The organism is Vibrio sp. Vb0937 (genome assembly GCF_033338855.1).
In genome coordinates, this window is record NZ_JAWOTK010000014.1 from 1 (window position 1) to 22,227 (window position 22,227).

Here is a 22,227-nt window from a genome sequence, read left to right on the forward strand (position 1 = left end):
CCTTCTGAACCTAAACAAGGTCCAAAAATGTACTCTTTAATTTGATTCACCGAAATTACTCCTTTGAGCCATAACGCCCTGTTAAGGTGTGAGCAACACGATACCGAAGTTCCCGCATACCACCTTAAACGCTAAACGCAATGCATAGCAAAAATGCCAAGCGTTGCGAATCACTCTTAAACAGTTTGTTAGCTATTTTTTTCCAATGCCTCTTGGAGTTTAGCTATCGTGTGTTGACTGTAGACTTTAATTCCATTGCGCTCTAACAATGCAGCAGCTACCCCTGAGCCATCGATTTTGATCCCGTTGAATGTACCGTCATAAATTTTTGAACTGCCACAGGAAGGACTGCCTTCAGCGAGTACCGCGTACTTTATTTGTTGTTTTTTGCAAAGTTCCAAAGCGTTCTCTGCCCCACTTACAAATTGTTCAGTAACATCAATACCATCATTTCCAACAACGTTTGCCAAACCATCAAGCACATCAACACCTTTACCAGTAATGATTTCGGCAGGTGCTCTAGGAATAGGTAAACCTGCTGAGACTTCGGGGCAAAAGGTCACTAGTTCTGCGTTTGACTTGAGCCATTGCAGCTCAGGCTCTTTGACTGATAAACAGCTCGCATTGTATCTAACGTTGTTTCCAACCAGACATGAACTAACGAGAACTTTTACCACTGGAACTCCTTTATATACGAGAAATAGCTAACGCCCTGTTAAGGTGTGAGCAACGCAATACCGATGCTGCCGCACACCACCTTAAACACTAAAGTCAACGCATAGTAAAAACGCCACGCGTTGCGAATCACTCTTAAACAGTTTGTTATGCGCTTTGCTCCACTAATTCAGCTGTTCCAATACAAACGACTCGTCCTTCAATATCAGTAACTATATCTCCGGAGAACTGATGATTAAGCTGAACTTGAACATTAGGTAGGCCTATTGGTGCAATATTAATTAAGTACCCATCTTTTATGGTTTCCACTACGTATTTATGCTCGCCAGAAACTTTAAGCTCAGATAGAACGACACCTAAATTGCTATCGATTACCTCTGCAGATGACGCAGATAAACTGAAAACACATTCCCCCGACTCGCCTGAATTGGGAGCTAACAACATGAAACCCACATGTCTACCATCTATTGTTTTCAATACCATCGCTTTTGGTAGTTCATTATCCATACATCCCTCGATATTTAAATGCACTAGCGCATAACGCCGCGTTAAGTAGTGAGCAACGCCACCACAGAACCTAACCATACCACCGTAAACACAAAACCCAACGATGGAATGAAAAATGCCATGCGTTGGGAATCTGTCTTAAACGCTTTGTTAGCACACTATTCTGAAAGTTTGTGAATAACCCTCATCAATGCATCGTATACTTCTTCGATTGATTCATTATCTATTGGTGTATCCATATGACTATGTGCGAGCATATTTCTCAGTTGCATAGCCTTTTCGATAGCGACCAAATCATATGGCTCAATGAGTCCATTTTGAACTAGCGCATTGATAGTTGAATGAATAGATTTAGTCTTAAATTCAAAGCCTTGAACAACTAATTTTTGTTTAGATAAATATTCAAACTCAGCCCATAGCTGAATTAATTTAGCTGCTTTTTGAAATGACCTAATTTTTTCAACTTCTTCCTGCTCTCGTTGGCGTCTATATACTAAAAGCACCCAAGACAAAACTGACATTGTGATACTAATTCCGCCAGATAAAAGAGCCAACATTTGAGTTTTCGTTAACTCAATTTCTATTAACGATAACAGAAAGTATGACAGTGATAGAAAACCAAGCAATGCTCCTATTGCAACATAGAGCTTGAGGATACTTTCGAATTTATTACGACGCTTAAGAGATTGCTCCATTTCCCAAAGGTCATTTTTCACGGTTTTAATTTCTTCGTATTTCATGACCTTTACTCCGTAAGAATAGAAACAGTTACAGCGATGATCGACAGGGTTACAACACCAATGAACATAAACATATATGTTCCATCTTGAAGTTTAGCCGAGTCATACATAGCACCTACGGCTAGAGGCAGTAAAGCAGCGACAATACGTACAGCCTTAGATCCTATACCCGCTTTTTTCTGTGAAAGCCCTTTCGTAATTAATATGTTTGCATCAGAAACATTACTACTTGTAACTTCGGGAGTTCCACCAACGCTGTTAGTTTTGGACTCTAATCGGTGTGCCTCTTCGATAAGATCCGATACATACTTTTCTGTGGTTTCACGCAATTTGTTTTTTGCATTGTCGTTGAAACCCTCAAGATCATCATCATCTATCTCGATACGCATAAGTAGAGTCCTAGTCTATTGATTCAAAAGAGGAATTATACAGGTATACGTTCTTGTTGGTAAGAGTTAAAGTTGATGGAGTGTGCTAACGCCGCATTAAGGTGTGAGCGAAGCTTGGCTATACTTGAGCGAAGCGAAACTGCCAAGCGTTGCGAATCACTCTTAAATGCTTTGTTATACGCGTGCTGACACTACAACGGAACTTTCATAACCTTATGATTTGGCTCACTTTCAATATCAACCGCTAACCAACCTAATGACTCGTACAACGATGGTACATTTGTGTAAGAATACAGGTTACTTTGAGTTGCTGCTGATACTTGGCTAACACCTCGGTTAATCAGTTCACTGGCAATACCTTGACCGCGCCAATCTGGTGAAACATAAACAGCATTAAACCAAATAACTTCTAAGTCACCATGAGGTTCTTTAAAGCGCGAGTAAGCAAGACCACCGATAACTTGATTGTCTCTGAGAGCGACAATTACCGGTGGAAGTTTAGATTCTGATTTATAGGTATCTACGAATAGAAAGTCAGACCATTCCGTTTGAAACAGCTTCTCTAGAGCAACCCAATACTCACTATCTTCATCGCAATTTCTGAATACTACCTTATTCATATTGGATTATTTCCTCAAAGCGTATAACGCCCAATTAAGGTGTGAAGCACGCGACCACAACACTTAATTTAACCACCGTAAACACTAAACTCAACCCAAACCAAAAATGCCAAGCGTGATGAATCACTCTTAAATTGTTTGTTAGATTTTAGTTCGCACCAACCCAAAACTTTGGTCTGAAAGCTCCAGTTTAAATATGCTGAATTCTTTATGCTTAGAGTCCCAACTGTGCATTTTTTCTATACAACTTTGCACAAATTCCTCTTCACATTTAGCACCAAATATTATGCTTTTTACCGCTTCAAAAGGGATATGAAATAGGTGGATATTGTCGTCTATCACTTTTGTCGCGGACTCAAGAGGAAGTACCATTCGATACTCCTTTTCATACTCCCAATCACTTCCTTTAGTTAAGAAAACCTCAGACATGGATTTTTGCCAAAATGATATTGTTTTTCTGTGCTTGGTGTACGTGACTTTCTGAGGACTACCTGCGTATTCCACTACACCACCAGTTTTTTCATTGGGAATAACTTGATTAAAAAACTTATGCGAAGTATCAAACTCAATGACATAACCTTTGTGGCTGTTGCCATAATGCGACCACATAAGAAGATTATCTTCTGTTTCAGATAAGCATAAGATTCCATCTGATTGGTCAATAATATTTCGATATTGACCATTTGCAATACTTAACCCCATTGCATCGAATTCATCCATCACTTTAGTGATGTGTTTATTTTTACTAGTTAAGAGGAACCTTACTGCAAACAACTTGACTGATAATGGTACTAATTTTTTATACCATGGTTCAGTTTTACGCTCTTCCTTTAGCCAAGTTTCGATATTTTCGAGCACATACTCCTTAGTGTTTACTCCCATAAAGTCCACGTAACAAGGTAGAAGCTCAAAGGGGTCATTAAATTGTCCAGGTTGAGTAAACCTTAGCATCCCATTTTCAAAAAAATGTGGTAGCTCATCAGAAATATATTTATACATCCATACTTACCAAAAAATCTAACGCCCTGTTAAGGGGTGAGCAACGCAATACCAAAGCCGCTGCATACCACCTTAAACACTTAAACCAACGCATAGTAAAAATGCCACGCGTTGCGAATCCCTCTTGAACAGTTTGTTAGTATTCAGACCCAACCTGTTACACCGAACTTAAAAAGAAGTCTTATTTGTCAGTTCTCTATCGTCTTGATACCACAGTTTTCACAGATCGTATGTCGAGAAAACTCATCCATAGAAGCTAAAAATGGACCAACTGCCCAGCCTTTGATTAACCCAGCAACAAACTCTTTACGCTTTTGATGTTTTACACCAGCAAAAGGACTTGGGTTCCTAATCAATACGGTAATATGTTTGGATTTAATGTTGCAAGCAGAACAGTGATATTTGTCTATCTGATGAAGCACTAATTTTCCTCCTGAATACTAACGCCGCGTTAAGTAGTGAGCAACGCCTACCACCCAAACTAAACCATTACACCTTAAACGCTAAACCCAACTTAGAATACAAAGCGCTAGGCGTTGGGAATCTGCCTTAAACGCCTTGTTAGGCTACTGATTTTCGCCTATCCGCCACAACACACCACTCGGATCTGTTAAACAAAACTCGAGCATTCCCCACGGCTGCTCAATAAGCTCTGTAACCTTTACACCAAACTCTTTGTCTAGATTGAGTTTTAAAACATGTGCATACCAACTTTGCGCATCTTCAACTAAGAGGTGCATCATACAGTTGTTGCTGTGAGCAGGTTCGTAAAAGTCTTGAAGCAAGAAAGAACAAGAGCCTGATTTGAAGTATGCGATTCCGTCAAACTCAGATGCCATTTCAAAACCCATTGTCTGATAAAAGCGCTTAGAGCATTCAAAGTCTTTAGCGGGAACGAATGACTTTATTTCTACGGCATTCAGGTTTTCCATTTCCATCTCCATTTTATAGCGACTATTTGTAGCCTAACGCCCAATTAAGTTGTGAGCAACGCTGCCACATTACCCAAACACTTCACCGTAACCACCAAGCCTATTGAAACCGAAAGCGCCGAGCGTTGCGAATCAGCTTGAATTGCTTGTTAGGGCACTTTTCTTTCCAGAACTGCTAACAGTTTTCTATAGCCATTCTTTCTTGCTATAGAGACAGCTGATACGCCTTCACTATTTGCATAGTAAGGGTCAGCACCATGTGCAACTAATATTTCAACCGTACTATGGTGCTCGTTAAGTACAGCAATCATTAAGGGACTAAATGCCAATTCCCCTGCAACAGCATTGGGATTGGCTCCTGCTTGTAATAATTTGACCAATATATTGTCTTCAGCCCATTGGGCAGCCATATAAGCTGGTGATTCACCCTGCCAATTTGAAGCATTGGGATTTGCAGACTTCGATAATAGCAACGTAACCAATGACTCATTACCCACAACAGTGGATATGAGTAACATGCTAGCCCCACAGTTATTTTGATAATTTACATCTAAACCATTTTCAATAAGTTGAAGATAAAGGGCATCGTCTTTCTCCTTAACTAAGGTTTCGATAGCCTTATTAAACTCTGTAGTTGGATCAGATTGACAAGGCTCGTCACTACACCCAAAAACGAAAGCTGAAAGAAACAATAAACTCAGTAAATTTCTGCCCATTTTACCTCCTTTGCCCTAACGCCCGCTTAAGTGGTGAGCAACGCAATGCGATGTTTCTGCACACCACCTAAATCACTAAAATCAACGCATGGTAAAAATGCCACGCGTTGCGAATCCGTCTTAAAGCGTTTGTTATGCAACGTTACACCCTTAGTAACCGCCTTATACCCTCGATACCCATTGCTGTAGCAATTGTTGCTTCAAGGCTATTCGATAGCAAATATACAGTGATATCGATTGTTACGTTAAAGAAAAGCCAAAACAGCTCATATACCCTTCTGAAAGCAATTAGCTCAGAAAACAAATCTTTTCGGGCACTAAATCTTGTCCTGGTGCAATTTATAGAACAGGATTGTTTGTCGACGTCATACTCTTCCGCTGGTTGTAGCAAGTAATATTGCTTGTGGTATTTATAAAACAAGACTTCAATTGCCGCCTCACGAACAATGTTATTGAATATACCGTAAGGAACAAAAATGCTCAGATGTCGAGTTGCTCCATAATTTTCTCCTAACCTCTTCTTGTAGTTATCATAAGGAGCCACAGAGAAACTCATAATGATGTTTTCCAGTAACTCAACGCCAATGGCAAGTTCTACTAATGTCAACTTTATCCACTTGAGCAATGTAACTTCCGATTTAAGTTCCTTACCTCGTAGAAATACTGTGGACAGGTAACTTTTGCCATTAAAGTCTTGCTTATCTAGTACTTTGAAACTCTTCATTTGCCACATTTTATTAAGTTGCATAACGCCGCGTTAAGTAGTGAGCAACGCAGACCACCGACCTAAAACATTGTGCCGTAAACACTAAAGCCGATTAAAACCAAAAATGCCACGCGTTGCGAATCTGCCTTAAACGCTTTGTTATACGTTTATATTTCTGATGATCTTATTGCAAGCACTAACAACATCGGAACGATAAAACTTCATCGTTTCAACTAGCTCTTTATCAGCTTTTACGAGAAACTCCTCTGAGCAATTCAAACGAACATGATTAAGTGGTAAATGGTCCGTCTCCGATGCTATGAGACCAAATACGTGGTAATCAGTGTTCCAGCATTGCCCATACATTTCGTTTCCAATACGCGATAATGCAATTATGTTTTCTATATAATTATCATCTGTTTCGAGTAGGTTCTTTGCTAGTTTAATCGCTTCTTCAGACATTTTCTTGCCTCCGATCTTCCCAAAACGTATAACGCCGCATTAAGGTGTGAGCAACGCTACCACCAGACGAAACCTGTACGCCTTAAACACGAAACCCAACGATGACATAAAAAATGCCAAGCGTTGGGAATCACTCTTAAATGCCTTGTTAGTTTTTTGTTTCTAGAGAGTGCTTATTTTCCAAGTCTTCTACCTTATTTTTAAGTTTCTCTAACTTTCGAGAATAAATAAAGAAACCGATTTGAGAACATACTACGGCCACATAGAACAGGTTATCTCTATGTTGAGCTGGAGCATCATTCCACAACCATATAGCGAAGACAGTGACAAGCACATAAGAAATAATATTTGAAATCATTGATGAAGCCCCGAAACCAATCGTACACTTCGATTTTCTAACTCTGTATTAACTTTTTTTAATTCAGACTTATTAAACGCAACAGCTCCCCAAATGACAAGCATAGCTAAACCACCTCTGCCAAGTTTACCTCTAGCTTTAGATTCCTTGTATAGGTCTTTGAGTCCAAGGCTTGAAGCACCAATACCTATATAACTAGCGAAATTGTCTAAAAAGCTATGAAAATCTTTATCAGACTGTAACTCTTTCTCAGTCATTGACCACATGCCATATTGTGGGTTAACAAAAGTAGTGTCTAGCGCTCCTGTTACTAGTTTTCCCATTAAGGCTCTATTCGAAACACTTCGTATCAGTTTCATAGCATCTACTCGTTGCTTCTGACTGAGATGTCTATACAAGATCATCGAACAAATCGCATCTACTTCTACTTTTCCAGCCCCAACAAGTAGTTCTGGTTTAAAACCGATTATTTTAGCTAATATTCTTAATTGTTCTTGCTCATTGCTTGGCAAATTATACGGTAAACTGCTAACTGAAATTACGTTACTCATCACTCATCCATGTATAATTTTAGGGCTTATTTTATGAAATAAAAAGAATAACATATGCACTCAGTGGTGTATAGGAAATGTTATGAAACTAACGCCCAATTAAGGTGTGAGGCGCGCAATACCTATGCTGCTGCATACCACCTTAATCACTTAAACCGACACATAGTAAAAATGCCACGCGTGCCGAATCACTCTTAAATTGTTTGTTAGTTTTTACTATTTCCACCTAGTTCAACAATAACTTCATCTGGTGTGACAACACATGTGAGCAAGTGGTTGATATCTGGATCTTCAATAGGTTCAAGAGCATAGACTGGTTTGCCTAAACCTAAAGCATAACCAATATCCATTGCGACGCTTTTACCGACGTAACCATCAAAATTTAGAATATAGGTAATGTCAGCTTCTCTAATACGCTGCAAACAACCATCAATACCATTAGCTTGAAGAGGCTCAGAAATGGTTGTTTGAATACCTGCATTGATCAACGTTTCTCGTATTGCCTGCATCTTTTCTAAATTCTTGAAACTACCAGCAACATAGACGGATTTACTCATACTCCTTCCCTATTTTTGCGTAAATTTTGATGTAAACACTAACGCCCTGTTAAGGGGTGAGCGACGCAATACCTAAGCCGCCGCATACCACCTTAAACACCAAAACCAACGCATAGTGAAAATGCCACGCGTTGCGAATCCCTCTTGAACAGATTGTTATGTTTGTAGCCTAAGCCAATCGATTGTACTCACATATAATAGTTTTGAGGCTGCTACCAAATGGTACGCGCCAAACTGGATTACCTTGATCATCACTTGGTTCGGAATCGACTAACTTAGTGATAAAATTTTGTAGCCTAAGCTTAACGTCACCTGTAACTTTGACTCGATACGCTTCCCTTTGTACCTCAATCCAAAGGCTTCCTGATTTTATCTTTTTGTGCATCAACCTATATCGCTCACCGACATTTATCTTGGTTTGAATATTGTCCTTCGAACTCAGAGCTGATTGGATATTTGGATTCATTTAATTCCTCCCGAAAACATAACGCCCTGTTAAGGGGTGAACAACGCAAAACCGATGCCGCCGCATACCACCTTAAACACTAAAACCAACGCATAGTGAAAATGCCACGCGTTGCGAATCCCTCTTGAACAGTTTGTTAGCTAATTTACTACAACGATTGTTTTCGCCAGTTTGTCACCTAATCTCTGTCTTCTTTTACCTAGAATAAAGATCGCGTCAATCATGCCGATTATTGGTGTCAAAACATTGCGGAAAAATGACTGAGGAAAACTACAACTTTTTCCAGTAACTGAGTCTATAACTGAGATACCTAGTAGCTTCTTACCAAGGCTTTGACCTTTTGCGAAACCATCAGAAAGTAGGAAATAAAAAGCAGCGGCAGAAAAGGCGATTAAGCCAGATGAGTCTTGGGATAAACCAATTAATGTGCCGAGCCAAAGAAAGAAAATGAATATTGCGGCACTTATTGCACCATCAATGATTTGTCCTAAATACCGAAGACCCGGGCTTGCAAGCCTATGCGATTCGATAATCGAATCTCTATCTGTTTCCACTTACTTTTCCTCCATGTGAGTTAGATGTCGAATAAATTTGCTAACGCCCTGCTAAGGGGTGAGCAACGCAATACAAAAGCCGCCGCATACCACCTTAAGCACTAAAATCAACGCATAGCAAAAATGCCACGCGTTGCGAATCCCTCTTAAGCAGTTTGTTATGTGTCAAATTTTAAACTCGAACTTAGCTTTTTTAGGGCCAGTTTCCCCTTTTTCGGAAGGCGCATACTTCCGTTTTGATAATATTCGCACAGCTTCAGCATCGAATACTCCTTTAGGTACAGAATCAGTAACCATTATGTCAATCACATCACCCTGACTATTAATATTAAACGTGAGTACAACAGTACCGACTAATTTGTTTTTCCTTGAACCTTTATGATTCCTAGGCGATACACTGTCCCGAGCTTTGTGTTCTCGATAATTTGGGGAACTAGCACTTTCAATTAAACCAGCACAGCCAGACAATAATGCCGCTATAAATAATATTAAAATCTTCATACTTAATCTTTGACAACATAACGCCTTGTTAAGGTGTGAGGCACGCAATACTAATGTTTCCGCATAACACCTTAACCACTAAAGCCCACGCATAATAAAAATGCCACGCGTGCGGAATCACTCTTGAACAATTTGTTATGTACGTTGTACCGAGCGCACTGGTACCCAACCAATTTCACCCGTTGACCTCGAGACTCGATACCACTCATTGAGTTCAAACTGCACTGATAGCTTTTCACCAATGACTGTATTGAGCTCAACATTGTCATAGTCATAACGCAAAATACCTTCTGAGATTCCTTCAATCTTTTCGATATATTGAACTGGAGCCCAACCCTGCATACCTTCACTACTGGTTATAAAGATCCAATTGGGAAACTCGTCGTCAATTGCACCGAGAGCTACTTTATCACCTTGTTTCAAATAAAACGGATTGGGATATTCTGAGACGTGTTTTTCCGTAGCTACTACTTCCATATTTTCTCCAAAGTACATAACGCCCTGTTAAGGGGTGAGCAACGCAATACCGAAGCCGTCGCATACCACCTTAATCACTAAAATCAACGCATAGTAAAAATGCCACGCGTTGCGAATCCCTCTTGAACAGTTTGTTATGTGCGTGGTTGAAACCTACTCTACACTTGGCTCCGGTAAAACTGGTGGTGTACTGTCCATATAAGTTAAAAAGTTTTCCCATAACTCGTGCGTTCTTTGCTTAGTTAACTTAGTTTTGCACGATATCGCCATAACTCCACGAATAGTTCCATCACGCCATTGCGTATAAACCGAATCACAGTGAGAGGACATATATGCTTGCCAATCCTGTTGAGCGAGTTTAATTGCTGCGATCAGTTCTGGGTCATGAGAGTTGTGCTCAAAGCTAGCGTTTAGATATTTGTCTAATTTAACTTGTGCTGACTCTAATTCAATAATGGCACATTGGTTTATCTCAATTGTGGTCATCGCATTATTACAGTCAATGGACTCTTCTTCAGCAAAAGCACCAAATGAAAGGCTAGCTAATATGATGATTAGACGCTTATTCATCGTTTTCTCCGAAAGCACATAACGCCCTGTTAAGGGGTGAGCAACGTAGTACCGAAGCCACCGCACACCACCTTAAACACTAAAGTCAACGCATAGCAAAAATGCCACGCGTTGCGAATCCCTCTTGAACAGTTTGTTAGTTGCCAGACCCAAGGCTTTGATTTGAAGTTTATGAGCACTTTGCCAACACGACCTTTACGTATTTTGTAAAACTCAAATCAGGCGCAGTTTCAAAGCGCCTGTTACTGAAACCACTTGGAACATACAACGCCGTAGAAAACGGGCTAACAACACCAAAAAGCTTCTTTGGACAGACAATGTTACACAGCTAACTTTCAACATATAAATCGGTTTCTGAAATAGAAAATCCAACCACAAAAGAAACCAACGTTCGGTTTTCACAAACTCAAACAACTAGAAGTTGAAATACGAAAACCGAGCCAAAAAGCACTGGACCTTAGCCCTAAACATTTTGTTTTAGCTCCGTTTTTCTCGTTGGCAACTAACGCCGCATTAAGGTGTGAGCAGCGCTTGGCTATACTTGAGCGAAGCGAAAGCGCCAAGCGTTGCGAATCACTCTTAAATGCTTTGTTAGCTTTCTGGGGCCTCGTGCTCAACCAAGCCTTTTTCGAGTTGTATTTTCCTAATATCTCTGAGAAGTGAACTCCCCTCTTCTGATAAGGTCCAATATTCATTTTTATCACTAACGGGGTGCTTTCGAGGGCTAGGTTTTATTAAGTTGAGTGCTGCTAAATCTGCCAACCAATCACTAAGAATATTATTAGGAACTGGGGCGATTTGACGGTGGTTCACTTCTCCGTAATACACAGCAATATCCGCACCTATTTTTTCGAATGTATTTTCAACCATTAAATTTGGTGCAATAGCTTTGAATACGCCAAGCAACGACCCTTCTTTAGGTTCTCCCCATTTTGTATCCCCAATTTTAGCAATATAGATTTCAACTATATTTTTTCTCAGTACTTCAAAAGCCTTTGTGTTTACCTCTTCTTTTTTTTCGTTTTGTTTAGCGAGGTTTGCTATATCTTCTAGCTCGCCCCTCAATGTGGCATTTTCCTTACTCAACCTAGTTAATTCCGAAACCAGTTCAGGAGAAGCATTTACCGTATTGGCACGAACCCAGCCAATTCTTGGTGTCGTTTGCATACTTTTCATTAAAGAAATTGAAACCTTGGCATGTAAATCATCCTTTGTTGTCCAGAAATTTACTATTCTGCTTTTTATCTTTGATTTAAATTGCTCCAAAGCCTCTCTTTTTTCAGTAGAGCTTTCCATTTGATTTGCAGGCCAGTTAGCACCATCAGCTAATACGAAACCTAGGGCTGGCACTGATTTTTTGACAGCATAGTCATACTCCTTTTCTGTGTAACTCACACCGTCAGCTGCAATTGAGCCATATTTATGTGCTGCAATCACAACGTAATAGTCAGACTCATCTATCTGCCTTTGAATTATTTTCCATTGCTCCTCATCTGCGGCACTGAACATTTCCATCCCTACAGGAATATGCCCCATTTCCAAAATAGCCTTGATAACTTGGTCTCGCTCGTCTTTTAGATCCTCATATGTCGAGCTGACAAAGATTTGAAACTTTTTTTCCATTTAAATTACTCCTTATTATTTACTAACGAATAGTTAGCGTAAAATACGTGGAAAGCTAACGCCTTGCTAAGGTGTGAGTAACGCAATACAAAAGCTACCGCACAGCGCCCTAATCACATAAGCCACCGCAAAGTAAAAATGCCACGCGTTACGAATCACTCTTAAGCAATTTGTTAGTACATGCGCTACTTCTATTTATGCGCTCCAAGATATTGAAAACTGGCATAATATGAAAGGCTTTGAACACTGAAGTGAGACGGGCAGCTACAAAACTTTACCCCGATTTAAAGACGAAAGTTGGCTAGAAGAAAAACGCACTGAACTGCCCTACTTTCACTGGCTTCAAATTAGAAAAGAATTCGATCCTCGCACTTCGACGGCAATACCAAAGAAAGACAACTCTGACTTCGTAAAAACCACGAAAGAGAAGAAGCGCCAAAGAAATAGGGTAAGAGTTAGACACCGTAAACGGTGAAATCAAAGCAAACACTCCGCATATAGTGCCACCGGAAAGAACGTGAAAGGTACAAACTGAAAGGTGTACAGACGAGCACAGAAACAAATAAACACCAAAACTTATGACCTTTGATGTCAACCCCGTACTAACGCTTTCTATACGGCGACTTGCCGTTTTTCTGGCAGGCTACCGCCTTCTTTCTTATCAAAAGCGCTATCAATCGTAGCACTTATATGTATGAAACAAATAGAAAAACAGTATGAATATGTGTGGTAGCGCGCGCAATTAGGCGGCGCACAGCACGCTAATTTCAAAAGTGGTGATACATTAACGGAGCTGTATAAATAAACAGGTTAATTTATCATGAAAAGTCAGTTTTTACTTAGTGTAAAAGAGCACATGCTTACTCGTCATTATGCGAATAAAACTATCGAAAGTTATCTATTTTGGATAAAACGCTTTATCACTTTTCACCAGCTTGCACACCCATCAACACTAGCAGAAGATGATGTCATTCAATTTCTGAGTTACTTAGCGGTAGAAGAAAAAGTTGCGGTAAAAACGCAAGCTTTGGCGCTGAACTCAATATCATTTTTATATCGTGATTATTTCAAAACCCCACTATCACTTGATATGAGATTTCAGAAATCTTTGACCGAAAAGAAACTTCCCGTTGTGTTAACCAGGGAAGAGATCCGAAGATTCGTTCAGCATATCGACCCGAGGTATAGACTCCATATTCAGCTGCTTTACGGCTCCGGGCTTCGAGTTATGGAATGTTTACGCTTAAGAGTTCAAGACATCGATTATGATTATGGTGCAGTTCGCGTTTGGCAAGGAAAAGGAGGTAAAAATCGTACAGTCACATTAGCCAAAGAACTGCATGAACCACTCAAAGCTCAAGTTAATTTAGCAAGAAACTATTATTTTAAAGATAGGCACATGCCTGGTTATGCGGGCGTATACATCTCTGAAGGTTTACGACGTAAATACCCAAAAGCGGAGCTAGATTTTAACTGGCACTTTTTGTTTCCATCAACAAAGTTAAGCGCAGATCGAGACACTGGTGAACTCAGAAGGCATCATATCAATGAAAGCGCAATACAAAGAGCAGTAAAGCGCGCGGCAAGCGACGCAAGCATTGAGAAAACTGTAACTTGCCACACACTAAGACACAGTTTTGCCACGCACTTATTGGAATCTGGCGCAGACATTAGAACTGTTCAGGAACAATTAGGGCATACTGATGTAAAAACCACGCAAATCTATACTCACGTTATCGAGCGCGGGGCTGGCGGCGTGTTGAGTCCATTATCCAGCCTTTAGAAAAACAAAGCCACCTCGAAAGGTGGCTTTGCTTTATAACTCGTTATTGACGAACACCGAGTTTCACATTGCCTTTTGAATCAAACCAAAGTGCTTGCGAACGGCGACGTCCTATTAGTATCGGACCATCGTCATAAAAGAGAAAGTTCTTCCAGTGCTTTTTAAAAATAGACCATTTCGTTTCGATGACATTGTACTTCTCGTAGCAAAAGTAAACGGTTACATCGTCTTGCCAATCGATATGTGCCTCAGCTTCCGCTGGCATGTCAGGATCATCCGACTCCCAGGCAGCCATCCAATCCACAGTTTCAGACCAATTCGCCTCATTCATTGGCCAGTCTTGGGAACTAAGTCTATCCATATCAGGGCTTTGAGCACTGATATTTTCTTTCCAAAATTGTGCTGAACGGGCTTGGCTCATCGGCTTAATAAAAGCCAAATCTTCTTCTGGCACAGGCATCGACTGATGCGTAAAAATCCATTTTCTTTGGTATTCATCCAAAGGCAAATAAGACATTCAGTCTCCTTTATTACGATTTCAGCCAACCTTTCTCTGTGGCTTCTTCAATCAACTCTTTCGCTTTGTCCCATAAGGTAACAGAGCCAAATTCAATTCGTTTATTAATGGTAAGTGCTTGTTCGCGTGAGACACCATGTTCCTTCCAACTCTGACCATTATTATGGTAGTTCAAGAGCATTGGAATTAACCGATCGAGTGCTTTTGCATACTTAGCATCATCGGTCTGCGCGGCTTCAAATTCATGCCAAAGCGCCAATAGCTCTTGCTCCTGATCGCTGGGTAACATACCAAACAAGCGCTCTGCAGCTCTAATTTCTTTTTCTGCTTGCTCTTGAGACGCAGCAGTATCATAAACAAAGGTATCGCCCGCGTCGATCTCTACTACGTCATGTATCAATAACATTTTCATCACTCGGCAAATATCAACAGGTGCATTCGCATGCTCTTCCATCAATATTGCCATCAGTGCGACATGCCAACTATGCTCACCACTATTTTCGAGGCGCCCTTCAGCACTTTTAACTCGAGTTCGGCGCAAAATGCTTTTGAGTTTATCGAGCTCGATTACCAGTGCTAACTGCTTTTCCAATCGTTCCATACTATCGTCCTTCTGGCTGCCAATTCGGATTAATAAGCGACGTTAGAACGTGGTCTTGCCACTCACCATTAATCAAAAGGTAATCTTTTGCATACCCTTCTCGGTTGAAACCTACATGCTCTAGCACAGCTTCACTGCGTTTATTGTGAGGCATGTAGCCAGCTTGAATACGATGCAGTTTCTGAACGTTAAACATGTAGTCGCAAGCCATGGTTAATCCACGACGCATGTAACCATGCCCTTGCGCTTTTTCAGCGAGAGAATATCCGACGTTACAAGAATAAAAAGGAAAACGACTCAAACTACTAAAGGATATCGTACCTAGCATTTCACCCGAAGAGGCTCTGACTAAAAGGCAATAATACCCCAATCCCATTCGATGCAGCTCATTGAGCTTGATTAGCTTTTGCAACCAACCGTTCACTGAGAAAAAAGCCTCTTCACGTTTCGGTTCAAACGGTTTCAGGTATTCTCGGTTCGCTTGAAAATATTCGGCAATCATATCTGCGTCACCGATTTCAGCGGTACGAAGAAGCAAGTCACCGTCCAACCTATGTACGGCGATAGATGAGCTGTTATCTTCCATTACAAATGATTAATTCCGTCTTTTCGTTCAATTCGATTAATTCTTACGGATACCGTAATCACGCAGTTTATTAGCGATTGAGGTATGCGATACATTTAAGCGCTTAGCAAGCTTGCGGCTTGATGGGAATGACTGATACAAACGTTCCAGAACTTGAGATTCATAATCACGCATGATCTCATCCAAAGAACCGTCGATGTTAAGCGTTGCACTACCAGCGCCGACTGACTGAGGCTGAGGTAAATTGAAGTGATCCGCGTTTAGTATACCACCATCCATTTCCGTGAGCGCTCGAAGAACCATGTTATCCAGCTGGCGCATGTTTCCTGGCCACTGATAATTTGCAAGGGCATCAACTAGACCATCATCAAACTCTGGCTTATCAATCCCAAGCTGTTGAGCATGTTTCGCCACGAACAACTCAAGCAATGGTGCAACGTCGTTTGAGCGCTTACGTAACGGAGGAATGCTGAGCGTAAGTACGTTGAGACGATAATACAAATCTTCACGGAACATTCCTGCTTCAGAAAGCTCGGCAAGGTTATGTTTTGTTGAAGCGATGATACGAACATCGACATGCATCTCATCTTCTGCACCGACACGACGGAAATTACCATCTTGTAGAAAACGTAACAGCTTGATTTGAAGATGCGAGCTCATTTCACCGATTTCATCAAGAAATACCGTCCCGCCATTTGCTTGCTCAAAGATGCCTTTGTGGCCTTGTTCATGATTGAATGAACCCGGCGCATGACCAAAAAGTTCAGTTTCTGCTACATCGTCAGGCATCGAAGCACAACTCAAAACTAGGAATGGCTTGCTCGCGCGGCTAGAACGGCTGTGGCAAGCTTTAGCAAGCATTTCTTTACCAGTCCCCGTTTCGCCCTCAATCAACAATGGTTGGTCAAGCACAGACAGCTTCTTAGCTTGGTTCATTAGTGCTTTATGACGGTTCGATATACCAACAAAGTGCTCAAAACCCAGAGGATTATGCAGCGGTAGTGCTTCTTCAATTCTGGCAACTTGCTGACTAGAGCGAATCGTCATTAGAGTACTCGCTAGAGTCGAGTTTTGCGCTTCGTCTCGGATATAAACGGGCATCAACTCTAGAACATAGTCCAAGCCATCAATCACAAGGTTTTCCCGTGTTCGGCCATTCACACCCTCAGACCAACGAGAGAAACGAACACTTGGTAACAAAGCACCGATTTGAGTACCAATCACTTCTTGCTTGTGAAGGCCAAGCAATGAAAGTGCAGACATGTTTGCCATGTCTACGGCACCTTTAAGATCAATGGCAAAAACCGGATCGGGCAAGTTATCAACTAACGAGAGCAGCTCCGTATTGTGGCGCTCCATCGGCATAAACTGGATTTTACGTACGTCTTTCACCCCCGGAATACGGCGGATTTCAGCCATCAGCTCACTAAACGTATCAAAATCAATATCCGGGCAATTCAAATAGATAATACCGCTAATATCGATTTCGATACCACGCAAGTCGATGCTTTTAGACGCTAAAATATCGAGCAGTTCTCGGGTCAAGCCGAGTCGATCTTCACATAAGACTTCAAGACGCACTTAAAATATCCCAATTCACAACTGTCAGGAAAAGTTGACAGTAGTTTCTATCATGCTTGGAATGGCGTCAAGCAATCCTATCCATCAAAGTTGATATTCGTTACGGTTTCATCGTAATTGATGCAACTTTCGCCGCCACTGCCTTGCGTATGGTGCCCAACTTAACCTGACGGTCAGGATACCAGGGTAGTGGACGCAATAAGGTCATCGCTTTCAAGCCCAAACGTGCCGTTAGAATACCAACACCTAGTCCCTGCCCCGCACGAGCAGAAACTTTGCCAGCAAGATCCATCGACATCAAATCCATACTGGCATCAATAGCGAGCTCACTGGCACCAGCCGCCGCCATATTGACAAATACCGCTCTTAGTAACTTGATGCGAGATGCATAACCTAGCTCTACCCCATATACATTGGAGAGGTTGTCGATCATTTTGAAATTTCGCCAAGCCACCAGCAACATATCAGCGGCAGCCAGAGGGCTCACGGCGACTAGGGCCGCACACTCGGTTGCGTGCTGTGATACGATTTTCGTTGCCAACTTGTCTTGTTGGCTCACCACCATCGAGTCATACATATCAAGAATTTCAGCGTCACTATGAGCAGGGTTAATACTGTTCTGCCAACGATCAAAGCCCGGATTCTCTGCCATCACACCACTTTGTTCTGCTACGGTTTCGCAAAAGGCTTTCCCTTTCCCAACGCTCTCACTATTAACAAGTGCTTCTGCTTCTTCTTGAACACTAAAATGATTTCGTAGTTTTCGCAGTTTCCAAAGCTCTTTACCCATAGCTCCTAAACCAAGCGAAGCGATCGCAGCAATAAACCCCGTCCAGCTTAAGGCCAGCCAATCAGAAGCCTGAATTGCGGTTATAACCGAGTCCACCGCTTGCCAGCCAACCAAACCAGCAAAAGTTGCAAATGCGCCAGTCGCGAGCCATTTTCTGCCCGATTTTGGACGAATGACATGCTCGAGTTGCAATTCCTGTTCGGTCTCCTGGTGCGCTTCTTTAACTTCAACAGGTACAAATGTTTCTTTTTCGCCGAATGTTTGCTGCGCCGTCAACTCCGGTTGATTCGATTGCTGATCTTTTTCCATTACCTTTTCAGAGAAAACTTGTTTTTGCTTCAACTCACTCATTTCAATTTATCTCCAATCAGGTAATCCAGTGCTTTGTCTAAGCGTATGTGCTTCACTGGCTCATCATTCGGTGAGGGCATCGGACGAAACGACGTAAAATCAAACCCGTTGTTTTGCCAATAAGCTGCATTTGGTAGCTTTTTCGGCACCTCTCCGGGAAACATAGTCATCGGCTCACCACCCAATGTTGTTCCTTGTAACGCCGGGATGGTCTTATCTCCAGAGGAAATAAACCCCGTCGCGGTTGCTTGGATGGAAGCGATACTCATGCAGCTCATCTCAATATTCTCGTAGGCTGCCGTTTGCCATGCTGGATGCACCATTTGTTGGAGCAGAGACACCAAATTTGGGTGCTGATCGGGCGTGATATGATCCGCTTTTGTAGCAGCAAACAACACTTTGTCGATTTTTGGTGAGAACAAACGACGCAAAAAGCTACTACGACCATAACGGAAGCTATGCATGATCTGTTCTAGCGCTTGGCGCATGTCGTAAAACGCTTCATCACCAGCATTGAGAGGCTGCAAACAATCCACCAGTACAATCTGGCGATCGAAGGTCGCAAAATGATGCTTATAAAACGCTTTCACGACTTTCTGTTGGTATTCCTGAAAACGGGCTTCTAGCATCGCTAAGTTACTGCCCTTGGGCGCTTTGCTTTCCGAATCAGCACGACACGGGAAAAACTGTAGCACCGGCGCGCCTGCTAGCTCACCAGGTAATACAAAGCGGCCAGGCTGAACCCAATGAAGGCCAGCGTCTTTACAAGAATGAAGGTACTCTGTGTATGTATGTGCAACTTTCTCAAGTAGTTTCTCATTCACTTCTGCAAAGAGATCCACTTTCTCCAGTTCAGAAAGCCAAGCTTTGGCTAAATCGCCACGCTGGCCTTTAAGTGCATCAAACTGAGTTTGCGACCACGTTGCAAAGTCCATGTCCAATAAAGGCAGGTCGAGCAACCACTCTCCTGGATAGTCGATAATATCAACATTTAAAATTGCGGTTTTACTCAACAGCTTTTTCGTGGTTTTATTTGGTTTGTACTTGAGCGCTAAGCGAATCTCACTCACATCACGTGTCGGTACTGGCCACTGAGGTGGAGTAGCATGAATTTGGCTCATCGCCTCATCGTAAGCAAAGCGTGGCACCATCATATTCGATTGAGGCTCACGCTTCGCCCCAATAAGGCGCTTATCTCTAGCCGCAGTCAAAAGAGGCAAATTGTCATGGGTTGCAGTATGAAGAAGCTGATTCACTAATGACGTGATGAATGCCGTCTTACCGGCACGAGAAAGTCCGGTGACAGCAATTCGAACATTAGAGTCCATACCTCTGTTGATAAAGTCATTAACTTCTTTCTTTATTCTCTTCATTACGCTTCTTTATCTTACTCCACTTTAAAACAACGTTGTCAGCGACTTCGAATTTCGATCTATGAATACTGTTCTATCCCGAATTCTATGAGTTTAACTTTATATACCTTAATAAAAGATGAACAAAACATCCGGCTTAATGCTGTGTTAAAAAAGAAAAGCCCCTGAGTGGTTCAGAGGCTTACTTAATCTACAGCATTAGTAACTCTATATGTGCTGATTACTATGTTAAACAGGAACCCGCTTTCTTTAAGCCTAGTCGTCTTCGATTAACTTATAGATAACAAATAGAGCGATTTCTAAAATCAGCCATAACACACATGTGATGGTCACGTACTTTTCATCAAAGATGCTGATACCGTGAAGAATCAAGTCATAGCCAACAAAGCCACCTATCACTACAGCAAGAATAATTTGTAGAATCTGAATAAAACGAGGCATGCCGTCTCCTAATTATTGTTCGCATAACGTTTGATTGCTATGCCTAAAGGTTTATATCCTTAATTATATAGACAAAAAGTGCAGGTTTCGCTGCACTTTTGTCAATTGTTTGCTAGGTAAATCAGCACCTTGTCACATTCTCTCTACTGAGACGCAGCAAGATTGCCCTTTGCCTTATGCTTCCATCTCTTGAATTTTCACTTTCCAAGTGTCTGGACCGATTTGGTGCGCGTTAACACCATTTGAGTCGACAGCCACTGTTACTGGCATATCTTCAACTTCAAATTCGTAAATCGCTTCCATACCTAAATCTTCAAATGCGACAACGCGAGCTTTCTTGATCGCTTTCGCCACCAAGTACGCAGCGCCACCGACAGCCATTAGGTAAACCGCTTTGTGATTCTTGATAGATTCAACCGTTGCAGGGCCACGCTCAGCTTTACCGATCATGCCCATGATGCCGGTCTTTTCTAGCATCATGTCGGTGAATTTATCCATACGCGTAGATGTTGTTGGGCCAGCAGGACCAACGACTTCATCACCAACTGCATCGACAGGGCCTACGTAGTAAATGAACTTACCGTTTAGATCTACGCCTTCAGGTAGACCTTCACCGTTATCTAGCATGCCTTGAATACGTTTATGCGCAGCATCACGACCAGTCAGAATTTTACCTGATAGAAGAACCGTTTCGCCTGTCTTCCACTCTTGTACTTCTTCTTTAGTAATTGTGTCTAAGTTTACGCGACGCGTATTTTCGCCCGCTTCCCAAGTGATATCTGGCCAATCTTCTAGTTTAGGTGGTGCTAGCTCTGCTGGGCCGCTACCATCAAGCGTGAAGTGTACGTGACGAGTCGCCGCACAGTTCGGGATCAAACAAACAGGCTTAGAAGCCGCGTGCGTTGGCGCAGTTTTGATTTTAACGTCGACAACAGTCGTCAAACCGCCAAGACCTTGCGCACCGATACCAAGTTTGTTCACGCGATTGAAGATATCCAAACGAAGCTCTTCTTCTGCGTTTTGTGGGCCACGGTCAATAAGCTCTTGAATATCGATGTGTTCCATTAGAGATTCTTTTGCCAGTACCGCTGCTTTTTCAGCCGTACCGCCGATACCAATGCCAAGCATGCCAGGAGGACACCAGCCCGCCCCCATTGTTGGTAGCGTTTTTTCTACCCACTCAGCAATATCGTCAGATGGGTTTAGCATCACCATCTTAGTTTTGTTTTCACTACCGCCGCCCTTCGCAGCGATCTGAATTTCAACTTTATCGCCCGGAACCATGTTGATATGTACGACAGCAGGCGTGTTGTCTTTGGTATTAATACGTTTACCGGCAGGGTCCATAAGTACTGACGCACGCAACGGGTTATCTGGGTTCGTATACGCTTGTCGAACACCTTCATCTACCATCTGCTGAACCGTCATGTCGGTCGAATCCCATTGCACGCCCATACCGATGTTGACGAAACACGTCACAATACCAGTATCCTGACAAATTGGACGGTGACCTTCTGCGGACATTCGGGAGTTAATTAAGATCTGAGCAATCGCGTCTTTAGCGGCTTGGCTCTCTTCGCGGTGATAGGCTTTTTCAAGAGCTTGAACAAAGTCTAGCGGGTGGTAGTAAGAAATATACTGTAGCGCATCAGCGACACTGCTGATCACATCCTGCTTGCGTATTACCGTCATTACATGCCTCGTTATAGTTATGCTTCCATTATTGGCTTGGCTTCAATCGTGTTTGTTGAGCTTATTGCTCTTTTGAGCTTCGTTTTTTATAAACAATTGTCGAACGGCT

28 protein-coding genes are annotated in these 22,227 nt (G+C 42.0%); 1 reads left to right on the plus strand and 27 read right to left on the minus strand.

Annotation, left to right across the window (positions count from 1 at the left end; translation table 11 throughout):
• Positions 1 to 188 precede the first annotated feature (188 nt).
• The 19 genes from R7P67_RS16140 to R7P67_RS16250 form a co-directional block, all read right to left on the minus strand.
• Positions 189 to 677, minus strand: a complete 489-nt coding sequence (locus R7P67_RS16140; protein WP_047726034.1) for a DUF523 domain-containing protein — start codon at positions 675 to 677, stop codon at positions 189 to 191.
• Positions 678 to 822: 145 nt separating this feature from the next.
• Positions 823 to 1,182, minus strand: coding sequence for a hypothetical protein (locus R7P67_RS16150; RefSeq protein ID WP_213973645.1), 360 nt, complete (start codon positions 1,180 to 1,182; stop codon positions 823 to 825).
• A gap of 158 nt (positions 1,183 to 1,340) precedes the next feature.
• Positions 1,341 to 1,922, minus strand: coding sequence for a HepT-like ribonuclease domain-containing protein (locus tag R7P67_RS16155; protein ID WP_262654289.1), 582 nt, complete (start codon positions 1,920 to 1,922; stop codon positions 1,341 to 1,343).
• A gap of 5 nt (positions 1,923 to 1,927) precedes the next feature.
• A complete protein-coding gene (locus R7P67_RS16160; protein WP_262654288.1) occupies positions 1,928 to 2,311 on the minus strand; it encodes a hypothetical protein in 384 nt (127 codons plus the stop codon).
• A 191-nt stretch (positions 2,312 to 2,502) separates the two neighbouring features.
• Positions 2,503 to 2,931, minus strand: a complete 429-nt coding sequence (locus R7P67_RS16165) for a GNAT family N-acetyltransferase (protein WP_104975432.1) — start codon at positions 2,929 to 2,931, stop codon at positions 2,503 to 2,505.
• Between the two features lie 141 nt (positions 2,932 to 3,072).
• Positions 3,073 to 3,930: a DUF2971 domain-containing protein gene (locus R7P67_RS16170; protein ID WP_102778374.1), complete on the minus strand. Its 858-nt coding sequence runs from the start codon at positions 3,928 to 3,930 to the stop codon at positions 3,073 to 3,075.
• Positions 3,931 to 4,118: 188 nt separating this feature from the next.
• Positions 4,119 to 4,352 carry a hypothetical protein gene (locus R7P67_RS16180; RefSeq protein ID WP_005536929.1) on the minus strand — a complete coding sequence of 78 codons (234 nt, stop codon included), beginning with the start codon at positions 4,350 to 4,352 and terminating at the stop codon, positions 4,119 to 4,121.
• 144 nt (positions 4,353 to 4,496) lie between these two features.
• On the minus strand, positions 4,497 to 4,862 hold the full coding sequence (locus tag R7P67_RS16185; protein ID WP_262654281.1) for a VOC family protein: 366 nt from the start codon (positions 4,860 to 4,862) through the stop codon (positions 4,497 to 4,499).
• 149 nt (positions 4,863 to 5,011) lie between these two features.
• Positions 5,012 to 5,578: an ankyrin repeat domain-containing protein gene (locus R7P67_RS16190; protein ID WP_262654279.1), complete on the minus strand. Its 567-nt coding sequence runs from the start codon at positions 5,576 to 5,578 to the stop codon at positions 5,012 to 5,014.
• A 142-nt stretch (positions 5,579 to 5,720) separates the two neighbouring features.
• Complete coding sequence (locus R7P67_RS16195; RefSeq protein ID WP_238844089.1) at positions 5,721 to 6,326, minus strand: hypothetical protein; 606 nt, start codon at positions 6,324 to 6,326, stop codon at positions 5,721 to 5,723.
• 117 nt (positions 6,327 to 6,443) lie between these two features.
• Entirely contained in the window at positions 6,444 to 6,746 is a 303-nt protein-coding gene (locus R7P67_RS16200; protein ID WP_054730763.1) for a hypothetical protein, read from the minus strand.
• A 354-nt stretch (positions 6,747 to 7,100) separates the two neighbouring features.
• Positions 7,101 to 7,655, minus strand: coding sequence for a hypothetical protein (locus R7P67_RS16205; RefSeq protein WP_053807654.1), 555 nt, complete (start codon positions 7,653 to 7,655; stop codon positions 7,101 to 7,103).
• A gap of 206 nt (positions 7,656 to 7,861) precedes the next feature.
• A complete protein-coding gene (locus R7P67_RS16210; RefSeq protein ID WP_069687261.1) occupies positions 7,862 to 8,212 on the minus strand; it encodes a nucleotide pyrophosphohydrolase in 351 nt (116 codons plus the stop codon).
• 169 nt (positions 8,213 to 8,381) lie between these two features.
• Positions 8,382 to 8,678: a hypothetical protein gene (locus R7P67_RS16220; protein ID WP_238951969.1), complete on the minus strand. Its 297-nt coding sequence runs from the start codon at positions 8,676 to 8,678 to the stop codon at positions 8,382 to 8,384.
• Between the two features lie 140 nt (positions 8,679 to 8,818).
• Positions 8,819 to 9,232, minus strand: a complete 414-nt coding sequence (locus tag R7P67_RS16230) for an RDD family protein (protein WP_038162647.1) — start codon at positions 9,230 to 9,232, stop codon at positions 8,819 to 8,821.
• Between the two features lie 165 nt (positions 9,233 to 9,397).
• The gene (locus R7P67_RS16235; protein WP_031781252.1) at positions 9,398 to 9,733 is read right to left on the minus strand and encodes an energy transducer TonB; all 336 of its coding nucleotides are present in this window, start codon (positions 9,731 to 9,733) and stop codon (positions 9,398 to 9,400) included.
• A gap of 135 nt (positions 9,734 to 9,868) precedes the next feature.
• Positions 9,869 to 10,210 (minus strand): SH3 domain-containing protein, encoded by a 342-nt coding sequence (locus R7P67_RS16240; protein WP_053320200.1) that lies wholly within the window; start codon positions 10,208 to 10,210, stop codon positions 9,869 to 9,871.
• A gap of 153 nt (positions 10,211 to 10,363) precedes the next feature.
• Positions 10,364 to 10,780, minus strand: coding sequence for a lysozyme inhibitor LprI family protein (locus tag R7P67_RS16245; protein ID WP_262654332.1), 417 nt, complete (start codon positions 10,778 to 10,780; stop codon positions 10,364 to 10,366).
• Positions 10,781 to 11,371: 591 nt separating this feature from the next.
• Entirely contained in the window at positions 11,372 to 12,403 is a 1,032-nt protein-coding gene (locus R7P67_RS16250) for a DUF4062 domain-containing protein (protein ID WP_258627302.1), read from the minus strand.
• Positions 12,404 to 13,223: 820 nt separating this feature from the next.
• Between R7P67_RS16250 and R7P67_RS16255 the strand changes: the two genes are divergently transcribed.
• Entirely contained in the window at positions 13,224 to 14,186 is a 963-nt protein-coding gene (locus R7P67_RS16255; RefSeq protein ID WP_017636093.1) for an integron integrase, read from the plus strand.
• Positions 14,187 to 14,229: 43 nt separating this feature from the next.
• Here R7P67_RS16255 and R7P67_RS16260 read toward each other — a convergent pair whose 3' ends face one another.
• The 8 genes from R7P67_RS16260 to R7P67_RS16295 form a co-directional block, all read right to left on the minus strand.
• Complete coding sequence (locus R7P67_RS16260; protein WP_017636094.1) at positions 14,230 to 14,703, minus strand: DUF2947 domain-containing protein; 474 nt, start codon at positions 14,701 to 14,703, stop codon at positions 14,230 to 14,232.
• A 13-nt stretch (positions 14,704 to 14,716) separates the two neighbouring features.
• Positions 14,717 to 15,304, minus strand: coding sequence for an HD domain-containing protein (locus R7P67_RS16265; RefSeq protein WP_005376917.1), 588 nt, complete (start codon positions 15,302 to 15,304; stop codon positions 14,717 to 14,719).
• 1 nt (position 15,305) lies between these two features.
• Complete coding sequence (rimJ, locus tag R7P67_RS16270; RefSeq protein ID WP_213866476.1) at positions 15,306 to 15,890, minus strand: ribosomal protein S5-alanine N-acetyltransferase; 585 nt, start codon at positions 15,888 to 15,890, stop codon at positions 15,306 to 15,308.
• 36 nt (positions 15,891 to 15,926) lie between these two features.
• Positions 15,927 to 17,471 carry a transcriptional regulator TyrR gene (gene tyrR / locus R7P67_RS16275; protein ID WP_005376914.1) on the minus strand — a complete coding sequence of 515 codons (1,545 nt, stop codon included), beginning with the start codon at positions 17,469 to 17,471 and terminating at the stop codon, positions 15,927 to 15,929.
• Between the two features lie 100 nt (positions 17,472 to 17,571).
• Positions 17,572 to 18,612 carry a YcjF family protein gene (locus R7P67_RS16280; RefSeq protein WP_213968729.1) on the minus strand — a complete coding sequence of 347 codons (1,041 nt, stop codon included), beginning with the start codon at positions 18,610 to 18,612 and terminating at the stop codon, positions 17,572 to 17,574.
• Positions 18,609 to 19,985 (minus strand): YcjX family protein, encoded by a 1,377-nt coding sequence (locus R7P67_RS16285; RefSeq protein WP_318086025.1) that lies wholly within the window; start codon positions 19,983 to 19,985, stop codon positions 18,609 to 18,611. Before R7P67_RS16285 ends, R7P67_RS16280 begins: the two co-directional genes overlap by 4 nt.
• Positions 19,986 to 20,240: 255 nt before the next feature.
• The gene (locus tag R7P67_RS16290; protein ID WP_005376906.1) at positions 20,241 to 20,426 is read right to left on the minus strand and encodes a hypothetical protein; all 186 of its coding nucleotides are present in this window, start codon (positions 20,424 to 20,426) and stop codon (positions 20,241 to 20,243) included.
• 174 nt (positions 20,427 to 20,600) lie between these two features.
• On the minus strand, positions 20,601 to 22,118 hold the full coding sequence (locus R7P67_RS16295; protein WP_017820444.1) for a fumarate hydratase: 1,518 nt from the start codon (positions 22,116 to 22,118) through the stop codon (positions 20,601 to 20,603).
• Between the last annotated feature and the right edge of the window lie 109 nt (positions 22,119 to 22,227).